This window comes from Leisingera sp. SS27 (assembly GCF_028368855.1).
In the GTDB taxonomy this organism is placed as follows: domain Bacteria; phylum Pseudomonadota; class Alphaproteobacteria; order Rhodobacterales; family Rhodobacteraceae; genus Leisingera.
Genome location: NZ_JAQNCY010000004.1, coordinates 163,988 through 188,178, shown reverse-complemented (window position 1 = coordinate 188,178; position 24,191 = coordinate 163,988). Strand labels below are relative to the sequence as shown.

The window sequence follows — 24,191 nt, the reverse complement described above, 5'->3', positions numbered from 1 at the left end:
GAGCTGGAACCGGGGGCGGTCTGCGCAGGTCGGCGGATTCGGCGGCGACGCGGCTCAGGTCAAATCAGGACGGATGACGGCTCCCCCCGGGTAACCGTCATCCGGCACCGCGAGTTCCGGAGAATGAAAGATCCCCGGGGTCGCAGCGTTTGAGAGGTCTTACACGGGAGGCTTGCCCTTCACTGCGCGCGCAACCATCGCGACAACAAAGAGGATCAGGAAGATGACGAATAGGATCTTCGCTATGCCGGCCGACGCTCCTGCAATTCCGCCGAACCCGAGCAGTGCTGCGACCAATGCGATCACCAGAAATGTAAATGCCCAACCAAGCATGTCGTTTCTCCTTTTCAACGGGGCTGCCGGAAGCAGCGTTCAGGTTGTCAACCCGCAGACACCGGATTTGTTCCCAGACCGCTCGTCCGGGGGCATCAGATGCCCAATAATCATCTGCGTCGACACAGGCCTGGAGAGCACCGGCCACCGCAGCTTCCGGGATTGCCTTTCCAATTCCCGCTCGGCTCTACTGCCCATCAGGACCAGCCTGCCGCCACGGCTGCGAACGGTCTGGTCAATCCCGAACCGGGCAATCATTTCGGATCCGCATTCCATGAAAGCCACTGCGATCCTGCGGTAGCGTGACAGAAATGGCAGCGCCGCGCTCTGGCTGCTCTGCACATTGATCTCGGCAGCTGGATCAAAGTCCAGAATGGTGTCGCAGATATCGCAGGTGACCAGAAAATTTCTGGACGCAATCAGGTAGACAGGTGCGCTTTCGCGGTTCAGCCACTCCATTGCTTCGCTCCCCATTTGGCCTGCGAGTTTGGAACTTTTGGGCTTCGGGCGCATTAAACTGTGACATACGATGGAAGGGGAAAAAATGATGTCTGCGACCGCCTGTCAGAACTGCCCGCTGCGCAAACGCACCATTTTCACGCCAATGTCGCGCGAGGAGGTCGCCTTCACTCAATCCTTCAAAACCGGAGAAATGGTGGTGGATGCAGGCACAACCATCCTTCTGGAAGGTTCAAACAGCCCGCAGCTTTTTACTGTCCTCAAGGGCATGGGCACGCGCTACAAGACGTTGGAAAACGGCCGACGGCAGGTAATCAACTTCCTTTTTCCGGGCGATTTCGCCGGGCTTCAGGCAGGGCTGATGGGCGAGATGAAGCATTCCGTCGAAGCAACCACCAGCATGACGCTCTGTGTGTTTCGCCGGTCCGCGCTATTCGAGCTGTTCCAGCAGCATCCAGAACGCGCATACGACCTGACGTGGATTGCAGCGGTAGAGGAACACTTCCTTGGCGAGACCATTGCCTCGTTAGGCCAGCGCGATGCCCGGCAGCGCATCGCCTGGGCGCTGGTACGTATTTATGAAAGGCTGAAGGCCGTGGGAATGGAGGTCAAGAGCGCGGTGCCGCTCCCCTACCGTCAGCAGGACCTGGCAGATGCGCTGGGGCTGTCCCTGGTGCACACAAACAAAATGCTGAAGGCCCTGCGTGATACCAAGCTGGCCGAATGGCAGAACGGGATGCTGAAGATCAGAAGTATTCCAGCGCTCGCCGAAATGGCGCTGATCGAGGAGTCCGCCCCTGAAATCCGGCCGCTGATCTGACGTGGCCAGAAGCGGCCTGCCTTCTCGTGTTTGCGATTGAGCAAGTGCATTGCACGACGCCCTGCAGGGAGGCCGCAACGATTTTCAGGAAATGTGCTCCCCGTGGATTGGAACAATTCCAGCGGCCGCGGGTTGGGTAGGTGAAACCAGCAACAGAAAGGAGATGGCATGCTTTACTGGGCAATTGTCTTCCTGGCCGTTGCAATCATCGCCGGAATCTTCGGATTTAGCGGCATCGCCACGGCCTCCGCAGGGATCGCACAGATCCTGTTCTACATCTTTGTGCTTCTCTTCGCGGCAGCGTTGATCGTCCGGCTGCTTCGCGGCGCTTCCCGATGAAAGCGGGTGCGGGGCGTTCTGCAGATGGGCGGCATTTTCTTGCTGGCGGGGCGGAACGATCAGGCCCCGCTTGCGTTGACTTTCCAGTAAGTAACTTGCAACAGGAAAAGGAGTTTCCCATGACTGGCGCACTGACCGCCGTACCAAGCCCCGACAAAGTTGAGACCGGTGTCCGGGACACCGGCGCAATTGCTGACGGCTTGGCGGATGTGCTTGCAGATACCTACCGTTTGGTTTTCAAGACCCACGCCTGCCACTGGAATGTGGAGGGCCCGGCCTTTTTTTCGATGCACAAGCTGACCGAAGACCAGTATGAGAACATGTTCTCCGCCGCTGATCAGCTGGCAGAGCGAATCCGCGCCTTGGGGCATTTGGCACCGTCTCGTATGGGCGAAATCCTGAGCCGGTCCAAGATCGAAGATCCCTGCGGCGACTTGAGCGCCGGTGAGATGGCGCAGGATCTGGCGTCAAGCCATGAGCGCATTGCCCACCGCATGCACGCGCTTGCGGAACTGGCAAGCCGCCGCCGCGACATCGTGACAGAGGATCTGGCAACCGCACGGTCTGCCTTCCACGAGCAGGCAGCTTGGATGCTGCGTGCAATCGCCAAGTCGTAAGTTAAAAGCAGTCCCGGCGTCCTGCCCCGCTTTGCTGGGCAGGGCATTGCAAAGCCCTTGGTCAGACCAATGACTAAGGGCTTTTTTGCAGCTCGCAAAAGAAAACCGGACCGCAGTGGCGGTCCGGGGATTACTTTGCAAAGTCGTGAGCAGCTTTCAGACTTTCAGTGTTTCCGTGGAAGAAAAGAACATCGCCTGACTTACGGCAGAGCGGACTTGCTCCTCTGTATAAGGCTTGGAAATCAGAAAGGCCGGTTCGGGGCCTTCCCCGGTCAGCAGCCGTTCCGGGTAGGCGGTTATGAAAATCACCGGGCGGTCGCCGTGTTGTTGCAGAATGCCGTTCACAGCATCTATACCGCTAGAATTATCGGCGAGCTGGATATCAGAGAGCACAAGTTCCGCAGGCGCACTGGATGCAAGCTCCATCGCCTGAGATTCAGTGCGGGCGATACCCGTGACGCTGTGACCCATACCGGTGACAATTGCCTCCAGATCCATCGCAATAACGGCTTCGTCCTCGATGATCATCACCCGCCCGGCAGTGGCGCGTGACATTTCCTCGTAAGCGATTGAAATCAGATCGGATGCCTCATCTTCACTGACCCCCATGATGATGCCGGTACTGGCGGCGCTGAATTCTTCGATGGTATGCAGCAGCAAAGCTTCACGGGTGTTCGGTGTCAGCTGTCGCAAGTGCCTTTGCGCTTTGGCGGCAAGCCCGGAATCGTCCTCATCCTCGCCTGCCGGAGCGCCGGTGGAGGACCAGATTGCGTGGAAGACCCGGAACAGGGCTGCCTTGGGTGACAGGTTGCTGTCATACTCGGCCTCCCCTGCCAGGATCGCCTCCAGCGCCGCCAGGGCATATTTGTCGCCACTGCTCTGGCTGCCGGTCAGGGCACGCGCATAGCGGCGCAGATAGGGCAGGTTGGCGCCAATCTGGCTGGCGATCAGTTCTCCCGATTGAGCGGTCATTGTGCGACGTTCCTTTTTTTTACAATATATATGGAACTATACGCACCGCCGCGCGTTTGGTTCCAGAAACTGCGCAAAAAATTGATGGATCGCATGACACAGCCACAACGTGCCCGGCCCCGGAATGAGCAGGCCGACCGCGAAATCGATGAAAACCTCAAGCGGGCGTTCGAACAGGTCGCCAGTGAACCGGTGCCGGACCGCTTCACTGACCTGCTGAAGCAGCTGAAGGAAAAAGAGACTCTGGGAAAGACAAAGCAGTCAGAGGAGAGCACCTCCAATGACTGAGATACAGCCTAACCCCAGGGACGACCTGGTCAACCACTTGGGCGCATTGCGGGCATTCGCAATCAGCCTGACCCGGAACGGCGCCACCGCTGATGACCTGGTTCAGGACACGCTGGTCAAGGCCTGGACCAATATCGAAAAATTCGAAGCAGGCTCCAACATGCGGGCCTGGCTCTTCACCATCCTGCGTAACACCTTTTATTCGCTGCGCCGCAAGCGCAAGCGTGAGGTCGAGGATGCCGACGGGGCACTGTCCGGCAGCCTGGCGCAAAAGCCAGATCACGACGGTCGGCTTCACATGCGCGATTTTCAGGTTGCCTTTGCCCAATTGAACGATGAGCAGCGCGAGGCCCTGGTGCTGGTCGGCGCAGGCGGCTTTTCCTACGATGAGGCCGCCGAAATGTGCGGCGTGAAAACCGGCACCATAAAAAGCCGTGTGAACCGCGCCCGCGCCCGTCTGGCTGAGCTGATGGATCTGGACGAAGACGGTCAGATTGAGCTGACCGACACCGTGACCGCCGGAATCGTCGCGCAGCAGAGCGCCGCATGATCTCAATGCCGCGGTTGCAGGCGGGGGGGCTTCTGGTGCGGCTCGCAGCGCTGATGACCTTTGCGCTGCTGCCGCTGGGCCTGATCGCGCTCTATCAGACCAATGCTGTTGTTGATGAGGCCACCCGGCTGTCGCATGCGTCTTTGCTTGACCAGACCGAACGGGCGGCATCCAGGGAACGCGAACTGCTGCAGCGTGCTGGCGGTGCTACAGAAGGGGTCGCGGCGGCTATACTTCCGGTTCTGGACGACCGCCGCGCCTGCAGCGGTCTTCTGCAAGCTTTCACGGAAGGCCCGAATCCGTTCACCTTTGCGGCATTCATCACGCCGGATGGCCGGATGATTTGCGCATCCGACGGCAAGTCGCGGGACGTGTCTGAGCGGTGGATGTATCTGAAAGCCCGCCAGACAGCACAATTGTCCTTTGCTTTGGGCCGCGACTTGTTGGGGGAGGGCGGCTCGTTCCTGCTGGCCACCAGCCCGGTGCAGCGCGACGGCATTTTGCTGGGTTATGTGTCCATCGCCATTCCGCACAAGGTTTCCGCAGCCGGTTCCGGCAATAACTGGCCGGACCGGGGAATTCAGTATGTGACGATCGACGCGCAGGGCGAAATTCTTTCGTCCAGCGTGCCGGAAGAGGAGGCGGCCCAAGTGCTGCCCGTTTCCGTGCCGCGGCGGGACCTGCTGGCGCATACCGGGGAGACCTTTTTTGAGGATGACCGTTCAGGCAGCGAACGGTTCTTTGCTGTCAGCGGTATCCTTCCCGGCCAGGTTTCGGTTGTAGGCAGCTGGCCGGTGGAAAACGCCATGACCGCGGCCAGAAACCCCGCCTCCCTGATGACGATCGCTTTTCCGGTCCTGATGTGGCTTGCAGGGATTTCCGTGGCCGTCCTTGGCCTGCAGCAAATGGTCATCCGCCACCTCAGTGCGCTGCGCCGCGCAATGCGCCGCTATGCACTGGGGGAGCGTGAAGACCCGAGGCTGGAACTCCTCAACCCGCCGCGTGAGTTCGAGGAAGCAGAGCAGTCCTTCAACAGGATGGTTGCCATCCTGAGCGAGGCAGAACGGCGGCGCGAACTGGACCTGGAAGAAAAGACGATCCTGCTGCGGGAGGTGCACCACCGGGTCAAGAACAACCTCCAGCTGGTCGCCTCGATCATGAACATGCAGGGCCGCACCGCACAGACGCCCGAAGCCCGCCGGATGCTGTCGCAGCTGCAGCGCCGGGTGCGCGGGCTGGCCACCATACATCGCAGCCTGAACACCAACCCGGATATCACGACGGTCGACAGCCGCGACCTTGTTCAAGAGCTGATCACGGAGATCGGGTCGATGAACGCCGGGACGGGGCAGGAGATTATGATCGAAACCGACCTCGCGCCTGTGCCGCTGAGCCAGGATCAGGGCGTTACGCTTTCGATGCTGGTGTCGGAGGCGATGACCAATGCAGTCAAGTACCTGGGTGTGCCTGATGGAGGACGCCCGCGCATTGATGTCCGCCTGCATGAAACGGCGCCAGATTGGCTTGAGCTTGAAATCACCAATACCAAGGGCCAGCCGCTGGCCGCGGAGGAAGAAGCCATTCAAGGCACCGGCATCGGCGCTCGGCTGATGATGGCCTTTACGGCGCAGCTTGACGGCATCGCCACTACCGGCGAGACAGAGACAGCCTACACCTACCGGCTGGGTTTTCCCGTTGCCGCCGGTGCAGTTCCGCCAGCCGCAAGGGACACAGAACAGGATCATGACGCAGAAGAACCCGCAGCGTGATGGCTTCAGCGGCCCGGAATTTTCAGTTCTGGTCACGGCTGAACAGGCCTGGCCGGCGTTCGAGCGTGCGGTCCTGGAGGCCAAGCAGGAAATCATTGCGAGCTTCCGGCTGTTCGATTTCGCGACCCGGCTGCTAAGCCCGGAAGGCAGAAAAACAGGAGAAACCTGGGCAGAACTGATTGCAGACGCCCTGCGGCGCGGCGTTCAGGTCCGCTTGGTGGTGAGCGACTTTGACCCGGTGATGGCGGCCCCGCTGCATGCGGCGGCGCAAAACACGCTTGCCCAGGCCAGGGAGATTGCCTGTGGCCTTGCGCCGGAAGCGGCTGCGCGCCTGTCGGTGACCGCGGCGCTGCATCCGGCACGGGCAGGCTTGCTGCCGCGGCTGGCGTTTTCACCTTTTGTGATCCGCAAGCTTCGCAAGCTTCCGCGGCGGCTCAGGCCCTCCCCTGCGAACCGCAGTTTGCCGCAGCTTTTTCCCGTCTCTCATCACCAGAAGGTAGCGGTGATCGACCGGCAGGTTCTCTACATCGGCGGGCTGGATCAGAACCACCGCCGGTATGACACCATCACCCACGACCAGCCTGCGTTCAAAACATGGGCGGATGTGCAATTGCTGTTGCGCGGCCCCGAGGCTGAGGAAGCCGCTGATCATCTTGATAGCTTTCTGGATGATATCGCCGGACGCAGGCCGCCGCCTGTCCGCAAACACATCCGGCGGACGTTGTCAGTTCCGCGCCGTGCGGGCTTCTGGGCGCTGTCGCCAAAAACCGTTCTGCGCGAAATCGAGGAAGATCACCTGGCCGCTTTTGCCGCTGCCCGCCGCCTGATCTATCTGGAAACCCAGTTTCTGCGCTCCAGCGTCATTGCCCGGGGGCTGGCAGATGCAGCCCGCCGCAATCCCGCATTGTCGCTGATCCTCATCCTTCCCGGCCTGCCGGAAGATGTTGCCTTCGATGGCAATCAGGAGCTTGATGCCCGCTATGGCATGGCGCTGCAGGCGGAGGCGCTTGAGACCGTGAGTTCAGCCTTTGGGTCCCGTGCCTGTATCGCCAGCCCGGTGCAGCGCCGGATGGCCGCGCGGGATGCGCCTTCGACCCTTGCGGGCTCGCCGCTGATTTACGTGCACAGCAAGGCGCTCATCACTGACAGGGATTTTGCCCTGGTGGGGTCGGCCAACCTCAACGGGCGGTCAATGCGCTGGGATACCGAGGCAGCTTTGCGCATCACTGGCAAGGACCGGATCGGGCAGCTCTGGCAGGTGCTGGCCCGGCACTGGTGGCAGGAAGACTTGCCGGAGGAGGCATTGGATCCGGCCAGCGCTGCCGCCTGGTGGCAGCAGGAAATCCGCCGCAACCAGGTGCGCCGCCCCGAGGCCCGGCGCGGGCTGCTGGTGCCGCATCAGCCGGACAGGATGGCAGAACTGCAGCAGCCCCTGCCGGGTGCTACGGAAGACATTGTCTGACTGGCACTGTCTTCTGCCACAGGTGCCCAAGAGCTTTGCAATCAAGTGTTCATGCCCATGAAAAAGGCCCGGTGCAGCACTGCACCGGGCCTTCGGGACGGGAGGAAATTCCGTAAGCCTTATTGAGCTTCCTGCGATTCCTCGGTGATTTCGTTGCCAAGGTTCGACACATCCCTGCCGAAACCTTCTGCAGTCTCGCAGGCCGCCAGGCCCGCCATTGCAAGCATAGCTATCAGGATACGCATGCTGGCCTCCTTATTGCAGTTTCGAGGCCACATTGCCGGCAAAGGCATCAATGACGGCATTGTAGAACAGGTCGCTGTCAACGGTCACGGCTGCGGGATCGGTGCCTTCAGGATAGTAGGCGTTCAGCTGGTCGGCGGACACGGTCAGGTCATAGCGTAGATCTTTGGAAGCGTCGGCCATATCGATGTCCACATCGCCCTTCAGCACCCATTCGCCGACACCCAGAGCCTGCTCGAAATTGCTGGCCATTGCCACCGAGTCGATCTCCACATGGATTTCTGCCGCGTCCTCAGCGCCGGCTTCAGCGATCTGTCCCACCAGCTTCTCTGCCAGGGCGGTTTCCAGGTCGGTTTCGAGGCTGGTCCAGACTTTTGCTGCCGGATAGTTCTCAACCGCGCTCAGATCGGCGGTCACGTCGATTTCTGAGACCATGGAGCCAGCGGTAGCGGCGGTTGCCATGGCTGCGACAAGAGCAGTGGTGCGGATCAGATGTTTCATCGTCGATGTTCCTTTCCAGTTGTGTCCCGCTTGGGGATGCACCGACAGAACGCGACAGGCAGACGAAAGGTTCCGGCAAAAATCCGGCGGTCGGCCCGGCCAACACTGCGTAGGCGGATTTTTGCGAAAATCAGGCACTTGGAACTTCAAACCGGAAGGCGCGTTGCCCCTGTAAACCGGAACAGCCAGAGAAAAGGGGGGCAAGATGACATCAGCGAAACAGCCCGTTGAACATGTTCTGAAGAAAACCAGCAGCCTTGCGCGCAGAAACCGCGGCGGCTTTACTGTCAGCCGGTTTGCCGAGAAACTGGGGCAGAGTTCGCTTCCGGCGGTGCTGGCCGTCCCGGCCATGGCTGTGGTCACACCGCTCAGCGGGGTGCCGCTGTTCTCTTCCGCCTGCGGTGCTCTGATCTGCCTGATCTCGGTCCAGATGCTGATGGGACGACGGCACCTGTGGATCCCCGGCTGGCTGGGCCGCCGCAGGATCCAGGCTGATGCCGTGCGCAAGGGGGCAGCAGCACTACGCGGTAGCGTGCGCTGGATGGACCGCCATTCGGGCAAGCGGCTGGCATTGCTGACCCGCCAGCCTTTTCTCACTCTCATCCAGACCGTTTGCCTGATCTGCGGTGCTCTGATGCCCCTGCTGGAAATTGTCCCGTTCTCCTCATCGGTGCTGGGCGGCATTGTCAGCCTTCTGGCTGTGTCCATGCTGACCCGCGACGGGCTGATTGCCTTGATCACGCTTGCCGCGCTCTTTGCCGCAGCTGCCGCGATCGCGTCGGGATTTGTTTGATTGGCATGCGCTCCGGCCAGAGGGAAAAAGACCGGGCTCCGTCGGGAACCCGGTCTTGCAGGCCGCTTGGCAGTGAAATCCCCCGGGACTCCGGTACGAGGCAGGAACCCGGAACCGGGGAAGACAAACAAGCGGAGGTGATCATGCCGGCCAGCAGGCCGCCACGATTTCTGTATCTTATCCCGGCCGGTAGTCCGGCAAGGCTTCCAGTTGCTCGCGAGTCAGATGGGTGAAGACACGCACGTCAGTTTCGGCCTGCACGATCTCGATATCGCCCATCGACAGCTCGACCGGCTTTTCGCCGAAGCCTAGAAACCCGCCCACATCGATGATGACGGCTTCGACGCCACCATTGGTGTTCACCACGACCTGCGAGAGTTCGCCAATATGCTCGTCCTTGGCGTCATAGGCCGGGGCGCCGGTCAGCTCCGAAGCCGTGACCTCATTCATGCCCAGCGGCTCCATCGCAGGCCCGTCGGCGCCGGATATCAGGGCCGCAATGCCGCCCCCGGAAGCCGTGCCGCCGCTGAGCGGGCTGTTTGCGGAAATGCCTCCATCCGTGCCGGAGGCCGCAGGAACCGCAGCAGCGATGATCAGCGAAGCCGAAAGCGTAAGATGTTTCATTGGTTGATCTCCTGAGTGTTCCGCATTTCAGAGCGCGTGTTAAGCACCCCCTCAACCCGCTCAAGCCGGGAAGGTTCCCGTAGACCTCGAAAATTCAAGAAAAACTGCATCTAAGAGGCGCACAGGAAAGCGCCTCAACGCTGTGTTTCCGGCTTCTGCGGCAACTTGCCTCTGGCAGCACGGAAGGCACAGGCATAGGTGGCGGAATACCGCTCCGGAGGGCAAGACCGGGCCGGAAAACATGATTGTGTGATGCGCTTTTTGATCCACGTCAAAGTTCCGGCACTTTGCTTCTGTGACAAGGGCGGCAGCACTGCCACAAGACGGAGAGAGTCCGTGAGCGATTCCAAACCGGCCCCCAGCCTTTACGCCGCCAGAGAGCCAATTTTCCCGCGGCGCGTGTCCGGCAAGTTCCGAAACCTGAAGTGGTACATCATGGCGGTGACGCTGGGGATTTACTACCTGACCCCCTGGATCCGCTGGGACCGCGGGCCGTCGCTGCCGGACCAGGCGGTGCTTCTGGATCTGGCAAACCGCCGGTTCTACTTTTTCTGGATCGAGATCTGGCCGCATGAGTTCTATTTCGTAGCGGGTCTTTTGATCATGGCCGGGCTTGGACTTTTCCTGTTCACCTCGGCGCTGGGCCGGGTCTGGTGCGGTTACGCCTGCCCGCAAACGGTCTGGACCGACCTGTTTATCCTGGTGGAACGGTGGATTGAGGGCGACCGCAACGCCCGCCTGCGCCTTCACCGGCAGAAGAAAATGGATTTCCGCAAGGCGCGCCTGCGGGTGACCAAATGGGTGGCCTGGTTCCTGATCGGACTCGCCACCGGGGGCGCTTGGGTCTTCTATTTCGCTGACGCGCCGACGCTGGCCTATGATCTGGTGACGCTGAACGCGCACCCCATTGCCTATTCGACGATGCTGATCCTGACCGCGACCACCTTCCTGTTCGGCGGCTTCGCGCGCGAGCAGATCTGCATCTACGCCTGCCCCTGGCCGCGCATCCAGGCGGCGATGATGGATGAAGACACGCTGACCGTCGGCTACCGCGAATGGCGGGGGGAGCCGCGCGGCAAGCTGAAGAAGGGCCAGGTCGCTGAAGGGCAGGGCGACTGCATCGACTGCATGGCCTGCGTCAACGTCTGCCCCGTGGGCATCGACATCCGCGACGGACAGCAGATGGAGTGCATCACCTGCGCGCTGTGCATCGACGCCTGCGATGATGTGATGGCCAAGATCGGCAAGCCGCGCGGCCTGATCGACTATATGGCGCTGTCGGACGAGACGCTGGAGCGCGAAGGCCAGCCGCCCAAGAATATCTGGAAGCACATCCTGCGCCCGCGCACCATCATGTATACCAGCATGTGGTCGCTGGTGGGGGTGGGGCTGCTGTTTGCGCTGTTCATCCGCTCCGACATCGAACTGACCGTCGCACCGGAACGCAACCCGACCTTTGTAACCCTGTCGGACGGCTCGATCCGCAATACCTATGACGTGCGCCTGCGCAACAAGCATGGCGAGGACCGGGTGTTCAAACTGTCGATCAAGGGCGACCCGGCGATGCGCCTGCAATTGGAAGGCACCGTTTATCATTCGGTGAACGTGCCGGCGGATACAGCGCTGCTGCAGCGGGTCTATATTGTCTCCGCCAAGGGCTCCGCGCCGTCACAGGCCTCCAGCACCCCGGTTCGCATCTGGGTCGAGGATCTGATAAACGGGGAACGGGCCCACAAGGACACCAGCTTTAACGGCAAGGGGAACTGAGCCATGGCCAAGCGCGAACGCGAATTTACCGGCAAGCACGCCCTGATGCTGTTCGGCGGCGCCTTTGCGGTGATCATCGGAGTGAACATCATCCTGGCGGTCAATGCAGTAAAGACCTTTCCGGGGCTTGAGGTGAAGAACTCTTATGTCGCCAGCCAGGAGTTTGACCAGCGCCGCTCTGCGCAGGAGGCGCTGGGCTGGTCGGTCTATGCATCCTCTCAGGGCGATCAGGTCAAGCTGGAGATCACCGACGCCGAAGGTGTCCCGGTCAAGGTCGCCAAGCTGACAGCAACGCTCGGCCGCGCAACCCATGTGCAGGACGACCAGAAGCCGGAGTTCACCTTTGACGGCCAGGCCTATGTGGCGCCGGCTGATCTGGGCCCGGGCAACTGGAACATCCGTATGGTGGCCCGGGCCAAGGATGGCACCGAATTCACCCAGCGGGTGATCCTGCATGTGAAAGGCTGACCGCGATGACCGCGCAGCTCCGCCCCTCGCTGGCCGCTTGTCCCGCTTGTGTTGCCGCTCCGCATGGCGGGGCAGAACAGGCGCCGACCGAAGCACGGCTGGCGCTGTCCCTGCCAGGCATCCACTGCCAGGCCTGTATTTCAACAGTGGAAAGGGAGCTGAACGCCCATCCGGGCATCCATTCGGCGCGGGTGAACCTGACCCTGAAACGGGCGCTGATTGAGGCGGAGCCGGATGTGCGCGCCGCCGATCTGATTCCGGTACTGGAGCGGGCCGGTTTCGAGGCGCATGAACTGGATCTCGCGGCGCTGGCGGCCACCCAGAACGACAAGGCCGGGCGGGATTTGCTGATGCGGCTGGCGGTGGCCTTCTTCGCCTCCATGAACGTGATGCTTCTGTCGGTTTCGGTCTGGTCCGGGGCGTCTGACGCGACGCGGGACATGTTTCACTGGATTTCCGCCGCGATCACCTTCCCGGCGATCATCTTCTCTGCGCAGCCCTTCTTTGCCAACGCCTGGAGCGCGCTGCGCGTCAGGCGTCTCAACATGGATGTGCCGATCGTCCTGGCGCTGGTGCTGGCGTTGGTCACATCGCTATGGGAGACCTTCCTGTCAGGCGAGCACGCCTATTTCGATGCGGCACTGACGCTCACGTTTTTCCTGCTGGCGGGCCGCTATCTGGATTACCGCACCCGTGCGGTGGCACGCTCCGCAGCGGAGGAACTGGCGGCGCTGGAAGTGCCCCGTGCCATCCGGCTGCTGGACGGTGACGAATACGAGGTGCCGGTGGCGGATCTGGGCATCGGCGACCTGATTCTGGTGCGCCCAGGCGGACGGATGCCGGTGGATGGCGAGATCGTTTCCGGCCGGTCTGAACTCGACCGCTCGCTGCTGACGGGGGAAACCCTGCCGGTCTTTGCAGAACCGGGGCTGGCAGTCTCTGCAGGTGAAGTGAACCTGACCGGCCCGCTGACTATCCGCGCAACTGCAGTGGGAGAAGACACCTCGCTGCACCGCATGACTGATCTGGTGGCCATCGCGGAATCCGGCCGTTCCCGCTACACGTCGCTGGCCGACAGTGCAGCAAAACTCTATGCGCCCGGTGTCCACATCCTGTCGGCGCTCGCCTTTGCGGGCTGGTATCTCTACACCTTCGACATCCGCACGGCGCTGAACATTGCCGCCGCGGTGCTGATCATCACCTGCCCCTGCGCGCTGGGTCTTGCAGTGCCTGCAGTGACAACTGCAGCCTCGGGCCGGCTTTTCAAGAAAGGCATGCTGATCAAGCACGCCACCGCGCTGGAGCGGCTGGCAGAAGTGGATACCGTGGTCTTTGACAAGACCGGGACGCTGACTGCCGGCACGCCGGAAGTCACCAACCTGGGCAACCATGCCCGCGCTGATCTTGAAATTGCCCTGGCACTGGCCGAAGGCTCCTCCCATCCGCTGTCGGTGGCACTGTCCCGCGCCGCGCGCGCGGCCGGGATCAAGCCTGCTGCCGTGCAGGACATAACCGAAGTGCCGGGTTATGGCGCTGAGGGCCTGTACCGCGGCGCCCGCGTCCGGCTGGGCCGTGCGGCCTGGATCGGGGCCGCGCAGGGCAGCCAGACCGCTGCCTGGCTCGACGGCGGGGCAGGGGCGGCCAAACCCTTCCTGTTCACCGACGCGCTGCGGCCCGGCGCGGCAGAAGCCGTGCAGGCGCTGAAGGAGGCGGGCAAGGATGTGCTGCTGATCTCCGGTGACACCGTCGGCGCAGTAGAGGATCTGGCTGTGCGGCTCGGCATTTCCAAATGGGTGGCTGAGGCGCTGCCTGCGGACAAATCCGCCCGGGTCCAGTTGCTGACGGATCAGGGCCAAAAGGTGCTGATGGTGGGCGATGGCCTCAACGATACCGCGGCGCTGGCAGCTGCACATGTCTCCATCTCCCCGGCCTCTGCCCTGGACGCGGCGCGTGTTGCCTCCGATATCGTGCTGCTGGGGCAGGACCTTGAGCCGATTGCCGAGGCCTGCGGCGTGGCGCAAAAGGCCACCCGCCGCATCCGCGAGAACTTCCGCATTGCCACGCTCTACAACGTGATTGCTGTGCCGCTGGCCATCGCCGGGCTGGCAACGCCCTTGATTGCAGCGCTGGCGATGTCTACCTCTTCCATAACCGTTTCCCTCAACGCGCTGCGGCTGCGCTGACTGCACTGGTACCAAACCCATGAGTGTCCTTGCCTATCTGATCCCGATTTCCCTGATCCTAGGTTCGGTGGGGCTTGCAGCCTTCTTCTACACGGTGCGCAGCAATCAGTACGATGATCCGGAAGGCGACTCGCGCCGGATCCTCAATGATGAATGGGACGACAAGCCCAAGCCCTGACGGGCTGTTCCGAAGTCAAGACCTCCCGCCCCCGTAGGTGCCCTGGCTGGCGCCAGAGCAGCTTGGCGGTGTTGGGCGTGGCACCGCGCCAGGCGCGGTGCCACGCCCAACGGGAAAAAGGGTTTTCGAAAGAAAAGCCTGACGACGGGCGGGAGAATCTGCCGGAAACGAATTGGACCCTGGCATGAAAAAGGCGCCTTTGCGGGCGCCTTTGCTCAATCCTGCGGCACCGCACTGGTCAGGAGGGGCCGATCGGCTCGCAGGTGACGTTGCGGGCATTGAGGCGGCGGCAGGCCAGTTCCGCCTGCTCCTGGCTCATACCCAGGAAGTTGGCCTCGAACCCGCGGCGGGTCTTGGCCACCTTGCGCAAGGAGCCGTCCAGTGTTTCCAGTTCCGACAGCGCCGTGCGCAGCAGCACCTTCTCAGCCTGGTAGCGGCTGGTGTAGAGCCCCACATTGACTCCCCAGTAGCGCCCGCCGGACGTGGACAGGCGGGTCACGACGACGGGCTCCGCCTCAGGTGCGGCTCCGGTCAGGCTGGCCGGGCGGGCCACAGGGCGCAAGCCGGTAAAGGGCACCTTCTGCACGGCAGCGATGATGACCGGCTCCGATGTCTCTTCTAAGGGCTGCGGTTCGGCTTCCGCTTCGGCCAGGGCCACTGCAATGCTATCGCGCAGGGCATCACCCTGAACCAAAGTATCCGCGCTGACGGTCTGAACGTTCTCTATCTGCTCCCGCTGGCTGTTGTCCGCCGGGTTTACTGCGGTTTCAGAGGCTGTGCCGTCAACGGCCTCAGCGGAGGCAACTGACTCAGCCGGGGCGGCATTCTCTTGCGGTTCGCCAACCGGTGTCTGGAGCGCTTCTTCGAGGGCGGCAACCAGCACCGGCGAGCCGCCGGCGGCAGGGCGCGTCTTGGGACGCAGGCTTGTGTTCACCTGGCCGCTCACACGGAGGGTCTTGCCTGCCACGCCAGACGAGGAACCGTCACCGGCGTCGGCAACAACCACATTACCCGCTCCCTGATAGGCCGGCCGGCGCGGTTTGCGCAGGGCCGCGCGCGATGGCGCCCGGCGGAAGCCCAGATCCAGCAGTTCCGCCACCTTGGCATTGCGCGAGGCGGTGGATTTGCCGCCGAACACAGTGGCTATGATACGTTCATTGCCGCGTTTGGCCGACGCGACCAGGTTGAAGCCGGCTGCGCGGGTATAGCCGGTTTTGATCCCGTCGGCACCGCGGTAGGCGGCCAGCAGGCGGCGGTTGGTATTGGGAACCTCACGGATGCCGGCATGGGTCGAGCGGCGTGAGAAAAGGTTGTAATATTCCGGATAGTCATACAACAGGTGCCGCCCCAGCGTGGTCATGTCGCTGGCGGTCGACAGATGCCCGCTGGCAGTCAGCCCGTGGGCGTTCTTGAAGGTTGTGCGGGTCATCCCCAGCGCCTTGGCGGTGCGGTTCATCCGGCGGGCAAAGGCTGCCTCAGATCCGGACAGGGTCTCGCCGATAGCGGTGGCGGCGTCATTGGCGGACTTCACCGCCGCGGCGCGGATCAGATAGCGGAAGGCAATTTTCTGGCCGGACTTCAGCCCCAGTTTCGACGGGGGTTCAGCCGCTGCATTGCGGCTGATCCGAACCTTGGTGTCCAGCGTGATCTCGCCGTTCCGCACCGCCTCAAACGCGATGTAGAGCGTCATCATCTTGGTCAGCGATGCCGGGTGCAGCCGGGTGTCGGCATTACGCGAATGCAGCACCTCGCCGGTGCGGGCGTCGATGACCATGGCCGCATAAGGCGCAGCTAAGGCCCGCTGCGGCTGAAACGCCACCGTAAAAACTGCCAAAAGAAAGACCGCGGCTGCCCATAGGAACCGGGTACGGGAATACCGGCTGGACGCCGGACTTACCTGCGTGATCACTGCCATGTTTGCCTCGTGCCGCCGGTTTTCCGGCTGACGTTTTTGCCTGTGCTGAAAAGCGTAGCACAGGGTTTACGAGGAATAAACAGGCGCGAAAGCGCACTGTTGGGTGCTTCGGCCAAACTGTGCCGGCATCTTGTGTGCGGAGCGGATCTGGCCGCTAGATGCGGCAAGTCCTAACGAAATGTTATCAAAAAAAGTTGCCTCTGCGGCCGGGGGCAGCGGCCGGAGGCGCCTGCGGGAAGGGCATCGGCCGGTTTTCCGGGTCATCCGCCGTGGAAATTGGTCACATAGAACGGGGTGGAATAGCTGAGACCGAGAGAGAATTCACAGGGCTGATGCAGTTGCTTCTTGATGCGGGATTCGAGGTCCGCCAGCAATGCCCTGGAAAAGGCTTCATCCCGGTGCGGCTTGGTCAGCAGCGCGACGCTGATGGTGATATGCGAGTGGTGGAACCGGCCGGCAGGGTAGGCGCGGCCTTTGCAGGCGCCCGCGCCGCTGTCGTGTTCCAGAATCACAGTTTCGATTTCGGCAAGAATGGCCTCTGCATCGACATCCAGGTCGCTGGAGTACTTCAGTTCTGCGTGCGGCATGTGTCCGGGGCTCCTTTGGCATTTGCCAAAGGGATAACGCCGCTCAGCCCAGGCTGTCCACCAGATCCGCCAGCCCGCGCAGATCGGCGATCTCCGTGTACCGCGGACTATGTTCGGGGGCTTCGGCGTGCTCGACCTCCCAGATCAGCCCGTGCGGCACATAGGTGCCCCAGCCGCCGGCCTCGATCACCGGCACCACGTCAGACCGCATGGAGTTGCCGACCATCATCGCGCGTTCTGCGCCGTCGCCATGGCGGGTGAAGATGTCCAGATAGACCTCCGGCGTCTTCTCCGACACGACCTCAACACCATCGAACAGCTCGCCCAGGCCGGACTGGGCCAGCTTTCGCTCCTGATCCAGCAGGTCACCCTTGGTGATCAGCACCACCTTGTACCGGCCTGCAACGGACTCCACTGCCTCCCGCGCATGGGGCAGCAGTTCGATCGGGTAGGACAGCATCATCTGTCCCGCGGTGATCAGCTCCTTGATGACTGCTGCAGGCACTCTCTCGCCGGTCACTTCGATCGCGGTTTCGATCATCGAGAGGGTGAAGCCCTTCACCCCGTAACCATAACGCCCGAGATTGCGCTTTTCGGCGTCCAGCAGCTGGCGCTCCAGCTGTTCGGGGCCGACATCCGCGGGGGTGTGATCCTGCAACAGTTCAGCAAACCGTTCCTGCGTCACCCGGAAGAACCGTTCGTTGTGCCAGAGGGTATCATCGGCATCAAAACCGATTGTTGTCAAATTAGGTGTCAATCTGCCGGTCTCAGTCTCTTTTCCTCTACGCTATAGACGCTATATAAGCGTCACAGTTAATTCCACGTATCACTGGATCAAATTGCCTATGCCGCTGCTGCCGACAATGATGACCGATCATTCTGACGACGACACGGAATCCGGCGTTCTGACTAAGACGCGGCCCAAGACCAAGCGTCCGCCGCGCTACAAGGTGCTGCTGCTGAACGACGACTACACCCCGATGGAATTCGTGGTGATGGTGCTGGAACGCTTCTTTGGTATGACACACGCGCAGGCGTTTGAGATCATGCTGACGGTGCACAAGAAGGGCGTTGCCGTGGTCGGCGTGTTCAGCCATGAGGTGGCGGAAACCAAGGTGGGCCAGGTGATGGATTTCGCCCGCCGCCACCAGCACCCGCTGCAGTGCACCATGGAAAAAGAAGAGTAAAGAGGCCTTTAGATGTCCGTACGCTTGTCCCTGGCCGCCCAATCGGGCGGCTTTGCTGTGCCTGCCGAGGGCCGCATTGCCGTGTTCCACCCGCGCAGCGAACACGATCTGGCGGTGCTGCCCAAGGAGCAGGTTCTGGTCATCCAGCCGCTCCGCCCGGACCATGATCATTTCGCCGGGCAGGGGTTCACCTGCGCACCCGCACTGGAAGCCGGAGCGCAATACGCCGCCGCCGTCGTCTTCCTGCCGCGGGCCAAGGCGCTGGCCCGGATGCTGGTTGCACAGGCCGCCGCTGTCACCGCGGGGCAGGTGCTGATCGACGGCGCCAAGACCGAAGGGATCGATTCGGTGCTGAAGGACCTGCGCAAGCGCTGCACGCCCTCCGCGCCGGTCTCCAAGGCTCATGGCAAGGTGTTCTGGATCGAGGGCGGCACCGATCTGTCCGATTGGCTGCCCGATGGCCCGCAACAGGTTGAGGGGTTCATCACCGCCCCGGGCGTGTTCTCGGCGGATGGCATCGACCCGGCCTCCCGGATGCTGGCGGCGGCACTGCCGCAAAAACTGGGCCGTTGCGTGGCGGATCTTGGCGCCGGCTGGGGCTATCTTTCGGCGCAGGTGCTGAAACATGAGGGCGTCGAAGACCTGCATCTGGTTGAGGCCGACCATGCCGCACTGGCCTGTGCCCGCCTGAATGCAGCGGATCCGCGGTCGCATTTCCACTGGGCGGATGCCCGGACATGGAGGGCGCCGGGTGTGGTGAGCACTGTGGTGATGAACCCGCCGTTCCACAGCGGCCGCGCCGCGGAGCCTGCGCTCGGGCAGGCCTTCATCGCTGCGGCGGCCTCCATGCTGGCCACCAGCGGCAGCCTTTGGATGGTGGCCAACCGGCACCTGCCGTATGAGACAGCGCTGGCGGAAAAATTCGCCCTGGTGCGCGAGGAGGGCGGCGACAACCGCTTCAAAATCCTGCATGCGGCCAAGCCGAAACGCGGGCGCAAGTAACCGCGCGCGCGGCGCAATGGCGGTTTCCAAACCGGCAGGCGCGGTCTAACGTGCGGGCCAAATGCCATAGCGGAGCACCCTTTCATGTCCTTTTCCATTTCCGGAAAGACTGCCATCGTAACCGGCGCCGCCAGCGGCATCGGACTGGCGATCGGCAAGCAGTTCGCCGATGCCGGCGCCAATGTGATGTTTGCCGACATGCACGAAGCCCAGCTGGTTGATGAGCTGGGAGAGCAGGCCGACGAAAGCAATATCCGCTATTTCGCAGGCGATCTGCGCGAGCGGCTGACCATTGCCAACCTGCTGTCGGCCACCATCGATGCCTTTGACGATATCGACATTCTGGTCAACGGCGCGCGGCAGGTGGTGGCGACCGACGCATTGGACCCTCAGGACGAGACTCTGGATCAGCTCCTGAACCAAAGCCTGCTGCCGTCGGTGCGCTTGTCCCAGCAGGTTGCCAAGCGGATGATCAAGCGGGGCGAAGAGCGTGAGGACAGCGACAGCCCGCTTGGCACCATCATCAACCTGTCATCGATTGCGGCCCGCCGCACCCACCCGGAACTGATGGCCTATTCGGTGGCCTCTGCCGCGCTGGACCAGGTCACGCGATCCTTGGCAGTGGCGCTGGCGCCGCACCGGATCCGGGTCAATTCGATTGCCTTCGGATCGGTGATGAGCGCCTCAATGCAGGAAACCCTCAGGGAAAACCGCAGCTTCCGCCAGGACATCGAGGCGCACACGCCGCTGGGCCGGGTGGCCTCTCCGACGGAACTGACAGAGACGGCCCAGTATCTGGCTTCTGACGCCTCAGGGTTCATGACCGGGCAGGTGCTCACGCTGGATGGCGGCCGCACCCTGCTGGATCCGGTCTCCGCACCGATGCACTGATTGGACTGACCATTGACTGCTGAAATGAAAGAAGAAAAAACCCGGGCGGCTGCCTGGTTCCGGGAATTGCGCGACCAGATCGTTGCGGCCTTTGAGGCGCTGGAGGACAGCCATGACGAGGGTCCGTTTGCGGAAATGGACCCGGGCCGGTTTGACGTGACCGAAACCAAGCGCACCTCGGACGACGGTTCCGATGCGGGCGGCGGGCTGATGAGCGTGATGCGCGGCGGCCGGGTTTTCGAGAAGGTCGGCGTCAACATTTCCGAGGTCTACGGCACCCTGGGCGAACGCGCGCAGGCCGCGATGGCGGCGCGCAAGGGCATTCCCGGGATGAAGGATGATCCGCGCTTTTGGGCCTCCGGCATTTCGCTGGTTGCCCATATGCGCAACCCGCATGTGCCCGCCGTGCACATGAACACCCGCATGTTCTGGACCCCGCACGCCTGGTGGTTCGGTGGCGGCTCGGACCTCAACCCCTGCATCGAATACGATGAGGACACCGCGCATTTCCACGCGACGCAAAAGCAGCACCTGGACCCGCACGGGGCAGACCAGTACCCGCGGCTCAAGGAATGGGCGGATGAGTATTTCTACATCCCCCACCGTAAGCGCGCCCGCGGCGTTGGCGGCATCTTCATGGACGACCAGAACTCCGGCGATTGGGCTGCGGATTTTGCCCTGACCCGGGACATCGGCCGCGCCTTCCTGCCGGCCTTCGTGCCGCTCGTCGAAAAGCGCCGGGTGCAGGAATTTGACGAGGCGGACAAGGACGCCCAACTGATCCACCGCGGCCTCTATGCGGAATACAATCTGGTCTACGACCGCGGCACCAAGTTCGGGCTGGAAACCGGCCATGATGCAAATGCGGTGCTGATGAGCCTGCCGCCCCTGGCCAAATGGGTCTGACCCGCCCTTTCTGAAACAGCAGCGCGCCGCCCCAAAGCGGCGCGTTTTTTCTTGCGGCGGATTTACGCTGATCTGCGCCCTTTGGGGCGCGACTTTGCGCTGCCCTGCGCTAAGATGAAACTCAACAGGCAAAGAAAAGAGCAGTTGTAACGAAGCGAGGCAGGGAGCACATCACATGCGCAGACTGGTTCTTGGGGCATTGGCACTGGCGTTGGCAGCGGGATGCGGCAGGCCGCCGGAAAGGGAAGCCGGCGCGACGGCAGTCACCCGCACCGAACCCGCCAATGCGCGGCTGGCCGGGCTTTCGACCTATCCCCGCTTCGGCGACCGCGACCCGCATGACTGGGAGGGGCGCAAACCCTGGTCCTACCCGGTGCACGGCATCGACGTCTCGCGCTATCAGGGTGACATAGACTGGCGCACTGTGCGCCGCTCCGGCGTGTCCTTCGCCTATATCAAGGCGACCGAAGGCGGCGATCACATTGATGCCAGGTTCCGCGACAACTGGCGTGGTGCCCGCGCGGCTGGCATGAAACGCGGCGCCTATCACTACTACTACTTCTGCCGCCCCGCAGCAGAACAGGCGCGCTGGTTCATCCGCAACGTGCCAAAGGACGCAAACGCGCTGCCGCCGGTGCTGGACATGGAATGGAACCACCGCTCCCGCACCTGCCGCACGCGGCCTGACGGTGCCACGGTCCGGGCCGAGGCGCGCAAGTTCCTGAACATCCTTGAACGCCACTACGGCAAGCGCCCGGTGGTTTATACAACAGTGGATTTCTACCGCGACACCGGCATCGGACGCCTAGGCGGCACCGAATTCTGGCTGCGCTCCGTCGCGGGCCATCCGCAAAAGGTCTACCCGGGCAAGGCTTGGAGCTTCTGGCAGTATTCCGGCACCGGTGAGGTGCCAGGGGTGGCGGGCGACGTCGATCTCAACACCTTCCGCGGCAGCCCGGAAAGCTGGCTGAGGTGGTCCGGGCAGATCTAAAGCCAAGCAGTGGGCATTGCCCCCTCGCGCCATTGGCGCTCACCCCCAGGATATTTTCAGCCAGATGAAGAATGGATCCTTATTTCATCTGGCCTTAATTATCCCGGAGCGCGAGGCAGAGCCTCGCTCAGGCTCTCCAATCAAAGAAGCCTTTACCGGCCTTCTCCAGCAGCTTGGCCGCCATCTCCCGGCCCAGCTGCGCGCCGTCTTCGACCGGGCAGGTCTGGTCGTCATTGATCGCTTCCGAGCCATCCGGGCGCAGCACCTCACCGCGCAGGCGCAGGGTGGTGCCGTCCAGTTCCGCAAGCCCCGCAATCGGCGTCTCGCAGGAGCCGTCGAGCGCGGCCAGGAAGGCGCGCTCCGCCGCCAGCCGCTGGCCGGTCTCATGGTCATGGATCGCCGCCAGCATGTCGCCTGCGCGGCTGTCACCGGCGCGCCGCTCGATGCCGATCGCGCCCTGCGCCACCGCGGGCAGCATGTCAGAGGTCTCAATCGCTGTGGCAGGCACATCGTCCATTGCCAGACGGTTGAGGCCGGCCATTGCCAGGAAGGTGCACTCGGCGACGCCCTCGGAGAGTTTGCGCAGGCGGGTTTGAACGTTGCCGCGGAACTCAACCACCTTCAGATCCGGGCGGCGATTGAGCAACTGTGCCCGGCGGCGCAGCGAGGAGGTGCCGACCACCGCGCCCTCGGCCAGATCATGCAGCGATGTCAGCGACGGTGAAATAAACGCATCCCGCACGTCCTCGCGCGGCAAGTAGGTATCCAGCGCCAGCCCCTCCGGCTGCAGAACCGGCATGTCCTTCATCGAATGCACCGCAATGTCGATCGCGCCCGACAGCAGGTCCTCCTCGATCTCCTTGGTGAACAGCCCCTTGCCACCCAATTCCTTCAGCGGCTTGTCCGCCGCGATCAGCGCCTGATTGTCGCCGGTGGTTTTGATCACCACGATCTCGAACGCCTCGGGCGGCAGGTCGAAGGCATCGGCGAGGCGGGAACGGGTTTCATACGCCTGGGCCAGCGCCAGCGGCGATCCGCGGGTGCCGATTTTCAGGGGCGAAGCGGGGGAGGGCAGGGACAGTGTCATGGAAGAAGCCATAAATCAGATTGCGTGCCGGTGGAAACCGGTTTTTGCGCATGTTCCACGGGCGCCGCTCACAGGCTTTGATATAGGACAAGGCGCGCAAAGCCCCGGCGCGGCAGATCGCCCCTGCCCTTGACATTCGCCCTCGCAGGCGTGACCTCAGAGGGCGACCTACGTGGGCGAATGATAGCGAGGAAAATCATGGCCGGACAAAAGAAGCTGCTGCGCGCATTGGCGGGTGAAAAACAGGATGTGCCGCCGATCTGGATGATGCGCCAGGCGGGCCGCTACCTGCCGGAATACCGCGCGACGCGGGCCGAGGCCGGGGATTTCCTGTCGCTTTGCTACAATTCCGATCTGGCCGCCGAGGTGACGCTGCAGCCGATCCGCCGCTACGGCTTTGATGCCGCAATCCTGTTTGCCGATATCCTGCTGGTGCCGCAGGCGCTGGGCGCCGACCTGTGGTTCGTGACCGGCGAAGGCCCGCGGCTGTCGACCATCACCACCGAGGCGGATTTTGCAAAGCTGGGCCCGGCAAGCGACATTCACGAGACGCTGAACCCGATCTATGAAACCGTCCGAATCCTGTCGCGCGAGCTGCCGCCTGAGACCACGCTGATCGGCTTTGCCGGTGCGCCCTGGACCGTGGCAACCTACATGATCGCAGGCCGCGGCACCCCGGACCAAGGGCCTGCGCACGCCCTTCGCGAAGAAAACACCGCCCTGTTCGAGGCGCTGCTGGCGCGGATCACCGAGGCAACCATCGACTATCTTTCCAAGCAGATCGAGGCCGGCGCCGAAGTCGTCAAGATCTTCGACAGCTGGGCCGGTTCGCTGAAGGGTGAAGCGTTCCAGAAATACGCGCTGGAACCCTGCCGCCAGATCACCGCGGCGCTGAAGGAGCGCCACCCGGGCATCCCCGTCATCGGTTTCCCGCGCGAGGCGGGCGAGAAATACGTCGGCTTTGCCAAGGCGACCGGTGTGGACTGCGTGGCGCTGGACAACTCCGTCGATCCGGCCTGGGCGGCGGCCAATGTGCAGGTGGACGGCTGCGTGCAGGGCAATCTGGCCTCCCGCCACATGGTGACCGGCGGGCAGGAGCTGGTCGATGACACCCGCCGCATTGTCGAGGCGTTCAGGAACGGCCCGCATATCTTCAACCTGGGCCACGGCATCACGCCGGACGCGGACCCCGGCAATGTGCAATTGATGATCGACACCGTCCGGGGCGGCTGATCTTGTGTTAGCCTGAAAGATGCGGC

28 protein-coding genes are annotated in these 24,191 nt (G+C 62.6%); 18 read left to right on the top strand and 10 right to left on the bottom strand.

Features of this window, described 5'->3' with window-relative positions; genetic code table 11:
• Positions 1-159 precede the first annotated feature (159 nt).
• Both N6L27_RS11000 and N6L27_RS10995 read right to left on the bottom strand, forming a co-directional pair.
• On the bottom strand, positions 160-333 hold the full coding sequence (locus N6L27_RS11000; protein WP_271907293.1) for a DUF1328 domain-containing protein: 174 nt from the start codon (positions 331-333) through the stop codon (positions 160-162).
• 39 nt (positions 334-372) lie between these two features.
• Complete coding sequence (locus N6L27_RS10995; protein WP_271907292.1) at positions 373-792, bottom strand: hypothetical protein; 420 nt, start codon at positions 790-792, stop codon at positions 373-375.
• Between the two features lie 88 nt (positions 793-880).
• Between N6L27_RS10995 and N6L27_RS10990 the strand changes: the two genes are divergently transcribed.
• The 3 genes from N6L27_RS10990 to N6L27_RS10980 all read left to right on the top strand — a co-directional run bounded on the left by N6L27_RS10990 (position 881) and on the right by N6L27_RS10980 (position 2,568).
• On the top strand, positions 881-1,612 hold the full coding sequence (locus N6L27_RS10990) for a Crp/Fnr family transcriptional regulator (RefSeq protein ID WP_271907291.1): 732 nt from the start codon (positions 881-883) through the stop codon (positions 1,610-1,612).
• A gap of 168 nt (positions 1,613-1,780) precedes the next feature.
• Positions 1,781-1,951, top strand: coding sequence for a DUF1328 domain-containing protein (locus tag N6L27_RS10985; protein WP_271907290.1), 171 nt, complete (start codon positions 1,781-1,783; stop codon positions 1,949-1,951).
• A 119-nt stretch (positions 1,952-2,070) separates the two neighbouring features.
• Positions 2,071-2,568, top strand: a complete 498-nt coding sequence (locus N6L27_RS10980; RefSeq protein ID WP_271907289.1) for a Dps family protein — start codon at positions 2,071-2,073, stop codon at positions 2,566-2,568.
• 156 nt (positions 2,569-2,724) lie between these two features.
• On the opposite strand, the gene N6L27_RS10975 is transcribed toward N6L27_RS10980, so the two are convergent.
• A complete protein-coding gene (locus N6L27_RS10975) occupies positions 2,725-3,540 on the bottom strand; it encodes a response regulator (RefSeq protein WP_271907288.1) in 816 nt (271 codons plus the stop codon).
• Between the two features lie 93 nt (positions 3,541-3,633).
• Here N6L27_RS10975 and N6L27_RS10970 point away from each other — a divergent pair, with 93 nt between their 5' ends.
• Genes N6L27_RS10970 through N6L27_RS10955 form a run of 4 tightly spaced genes read left to right on the top strand, consistent with a single transcriptional unit; the run spans position 3,634 to position 7,609 of the window.
• Entirely contained in the window at positions 3,634-3,828 is a 195-nt protein-coding gene (locus N6L27_RS10970) for a NepR family anti-sigma factor (protein ID WP_271907287.1), read from the top strand.
• Positions 3,821-4,378: an RNA polymerase sigma factor gene (locus tag N6L27_RS10965; RefSeq protein WP_271907286.1), complete on the top strand. Its 558-nt coding sequence runs from the start codon at positions 3,821-3,823 to the stop codon at positions 4,376-4,378. The genes N6L27_RS10970 and N6L27_RS10965 overlap by 8 nt, the downstream gene beginning before the upstream one ends.
• The gene (locus N6L27_RS10960) at positions 4,375-6,147 is read left to right on the top strand and encodes a sensor histidine kinase (RefSeq protein ID WP_271907285.1); all 1,773 of its coding nucleotides are present in this window, start codon (positions 4,375-4,377) and stop codon (positions 6,145-6,147) included. The genes N6L27_RS10965 and N6L27_RS10960 overlap by 4 nt, the downstream gene beginning before the upstream one ends.
• A complete protein-coding gene (locus N6L27_RS10955) occupies positions 6,122-7,609 on the top strand; it encodes a phospholipase D family protein (protein ID WP_271907284.1) in 1,488 nt (495 codons plus the stop codon). The genes N6L27_RS10960 and N6L27_RS10955 overlap by 26 nt, the downstream gene beginning before the upstream one ends.
• A 119-nt stretch (positions 7,610-7,728) precedes the next feature.
• Here N6L27_RS10955 and N6L27_RS10950 read toward each other — a convergent pair whose 3' ends face one another.
• Positions 7,729-7,854 carry an entericidin gene (locus tag N6L27_RS10950; protein ID WP_271907283.1) on the bottom strand — a complete coding sequence of 42 codons (126 nt, stop codon included), beginning with the start codon at positions 7,852-7,854 and terminating at the stop codon, positions 7,729-7,731.
• Between the two features lie 10 nt (positions 7,855-7,864).
• The gene (locus tag N6L27_RS10945) at positions 7,865-8,353 is read right to left on the bottom strand and encodes a hypothetical protein (RefSeq protein ID WP_271907282.1); all 489 of its coding nucleotides are present in this window, start codon (positions 8,351-8,353) and stop codon (positions 7,865-7,867) included.
• A 205-nt stretch (positions 8,354-8,558) separates the two neighbouring features.
• On the opposite strand from N6L27_RS10945, the gene N6L27_RS10940 reads away from it, so the two are divergent.
• Positions 8,559-9,146, top strand: a complete 588-nt coding sequence (locus N6L27_RS10940; RefSeq protein WP_271907281.1) for an exopolysaccharide biosynthesis protein — start codon at positions 8,559-8,561, stop codon at positions 9,144-9,146.
• Positions 9,147-9,323: 177 nt separating this feature from the next.
• On the opposite strand, the gene N6L27_RS10935 is transcribed toward N6L27_RS10940, so the two are convergent.
• A complete protein-coding gene (locus tag N6L27_RS10935) occupies positions 9,324-9,770 on the bottom strand; it encodes a PRC-barrel domain-containing protein (RefSeq protein WP_271907280.1) in 447 nt (148 codons plus the stop codon).
• 336 nt (positions 9,771-10,106) lie between these two features.
• Between N6L27_RS10935 and ccoG the strand changes: the two genes are divergently transcribed.
• The 4 genes from ccoG to ccoS are packed head-to-tail and all read left to right on the top strand — an operon-like array spanning position 10,107 to position 14,366.
• On the top strand, positions 10,107-11,537 hold the full coding sequence (gene ccoG, locus N6L27_RS10930; RefSeq protein ID WP_271907279.1) for a cytochrome c oxidase accessory protein CcoG: 1,431 nt from the start codon (positions 10,107-10,109) through the stop codon (positions 11,535-11,537).
• A gap of 3 nt (positions 11,538-11,540) precedes the next feature.
• A complete protein-coding gene (locus N6L27_RS10925; RefSeq protein ID WP_271907278.1) occupies positions 11,541-12,005 on the top strand; it encodes a FixH family protein in 465 nt (154 codons plus the stop codon).
• A 5-nt stretch (positions 12,006-12,010) separates the two neighbouring features.
• Positions 12,011-14,188 carry a heavy metal translocating P-type ATPase gene (locus tag N6L27_RS10920; RefSeq protein WP_271907277.1) on the top strand — a complete coding sequence of 726 codons (2,178 nt, stop codon included), beginning with the start codon at positions 12,011-12,013 and terminating at the stop codon, positions 14,186-14,188.
• A 19-nt stretch (positions 14,189-14,207) separates the two neighbouring features.
• Entirely contained in the window at positions 14,208-14,366 is a 159-nt protein-coding gene (ccoS, locus tag N6L27_RS10915) for a cbb3-type cytochrome oxidase assembly protein CcoS (protein WP_271907276.1), read from the top strand.
• A gap of 238 nt (positions 14,367-14,604) precedes the next feature.
• On the opposite strand, the gene N6L27_RS10910 is transcribed toward ccoS, so the two are convergent.
• The 3 genes from N6L27_RS10910 to N6L27_RS10900 form a co-directional block, all read right to left on the bottom strand.
• Positions 14,605-16,281 (bottom strand): D-alanyl-D-alanine carboxypeptidase family protein, encoded by a 1,677-nt coding sequence (locus N6L27_RS10910; protein ID WP_271907275.1) that lies wholly within the window; start codon positions 16,279-16,281, stop codon positions 14,605-14,607.
• Positions 16,282-16,541: 260 nt separating this feature from the next.
• Positions 16,542-16,868 carry a hypothetical protein gene (locus N6L27_RS10905; protein WP_271907274.1) on the bottom strand — a complete coding sequence of 109 codons (327 nt, stop codon included), beginning with the start codon at positions 16,866-16,868 and terminating at the stop codon, positions 16,542-16,544.
• Positions 16,869-16,911: 43 nt separating this feature from the next.
• Positions 16,912-17,625, bottom strand: coding sequence for an HAD family hydrolase (locus N6L27_RS10900; RefSeq protein ID WP_271907273.1), 714 nt, complete (start codon positions 17,623-17,625; stop codon positions 16,912-16,914).
• A 106-nt stretch (positions 17,626-17,731) separates the two neighbouring features.
• Between N6L27_RS10900 and clpS the strand changes: the two genes are divergently transcribed.
• The 5 genes from clpS to N6L27_RS10875 all read left to right on the top strand — a co-directional run bounded on the left by clpS (position 17,732) and on the right by N6L27_RS10875 (position 21,845).
• Positions 17,732-18,055, top strand: a complete 324-nt coding sequence (clpS, locus tag N6L27_RS10895; RefSeq protein ID WP_036762377.1) for an ATP-dependent Clp protease adapter ClpS — start codon at positions 17,732-17,734, stop codon at positions 18,053-18,055.
• Between the two features lie 12 nt (positions 18,056-18,067).
• A complete protein-coding gene (locus tag N6L27_RS10890) occupies positions 18,068-19,057 on the top strand; it encodes a methyltransferase (RefSeq protein ID WP_271907272.1) in 990 nt (329 codons plus the stop codon).
• A gap of 84 nt (positions 19,058-19,141) precedes the next feature.
• Positions 19,142-19,948, top strand: a complete 807-nt coding sequence (locus N6L27_RS10885) for an SDR family NAD(P)-dependent oxidoreductase (protein ID WP_271907271.1) — start codon at positions 19,142-19,144, stop codon at positions 19,946-19,948.
• A 24-nt stretch (positions 19,949-19,972) separates the two neighbouring features.
• Complete coding sequence (gene hemF, locus N6L27_RS10880) at positions 19,973-20,854, top strand: oxygen-dependent coproporphyrinogen oxidase (RefSeq protein WP_442915758.1); 882 nt, start codon at positions 19,973-19,975, stop codon at positions 20,852-20,854.
• Between the two features lie 175 nt (positions 20,855-21,029).
• Entirely contained in the window at positions 21,030-21,845 is an 816-nt protein-coding gene (locus tag N6L27_RS10875; RefSeq protein ID WP_271907269.1) for a glycoside hydrolase family 25 protein, read from the top strand.
• A 127-nt stretch (positions 21,846-21,972) separates the two neighbouring features.
• On the opposite strand, the gene hemC is transcribed toward N6L27_RS10875, so the two are convergent.
• Complete coding sequence (gene hemC / locus N6L27_RS10870; protein ID WP_271907268.1) at positions 21,973-22,932, bottom strand: hydroxymethylbilane synthase; 960 nt, start codon at positions 22,930-22,932, stop codon at positions 21,973-21,975.
• Between the two features lie 198 nt (positions 22,933-23,130).
• On the opposite strand from hemC, the gene hemE reads away from it, so the two are divergent.
• Complete coding sequence (hemE, locus tag N6L27_RS10865; protein ID WP_271907267.1) at positions 23,131-24,165, top strand: uroporphyrinogen decarboxylase; 1,035 nt, start codon at positions 23,131-23,133, stop codon at positions 24,163-24,165.
• The last annotated feature ends 26 nt before the right edge of the window (positions 24,166-24,191 follow it).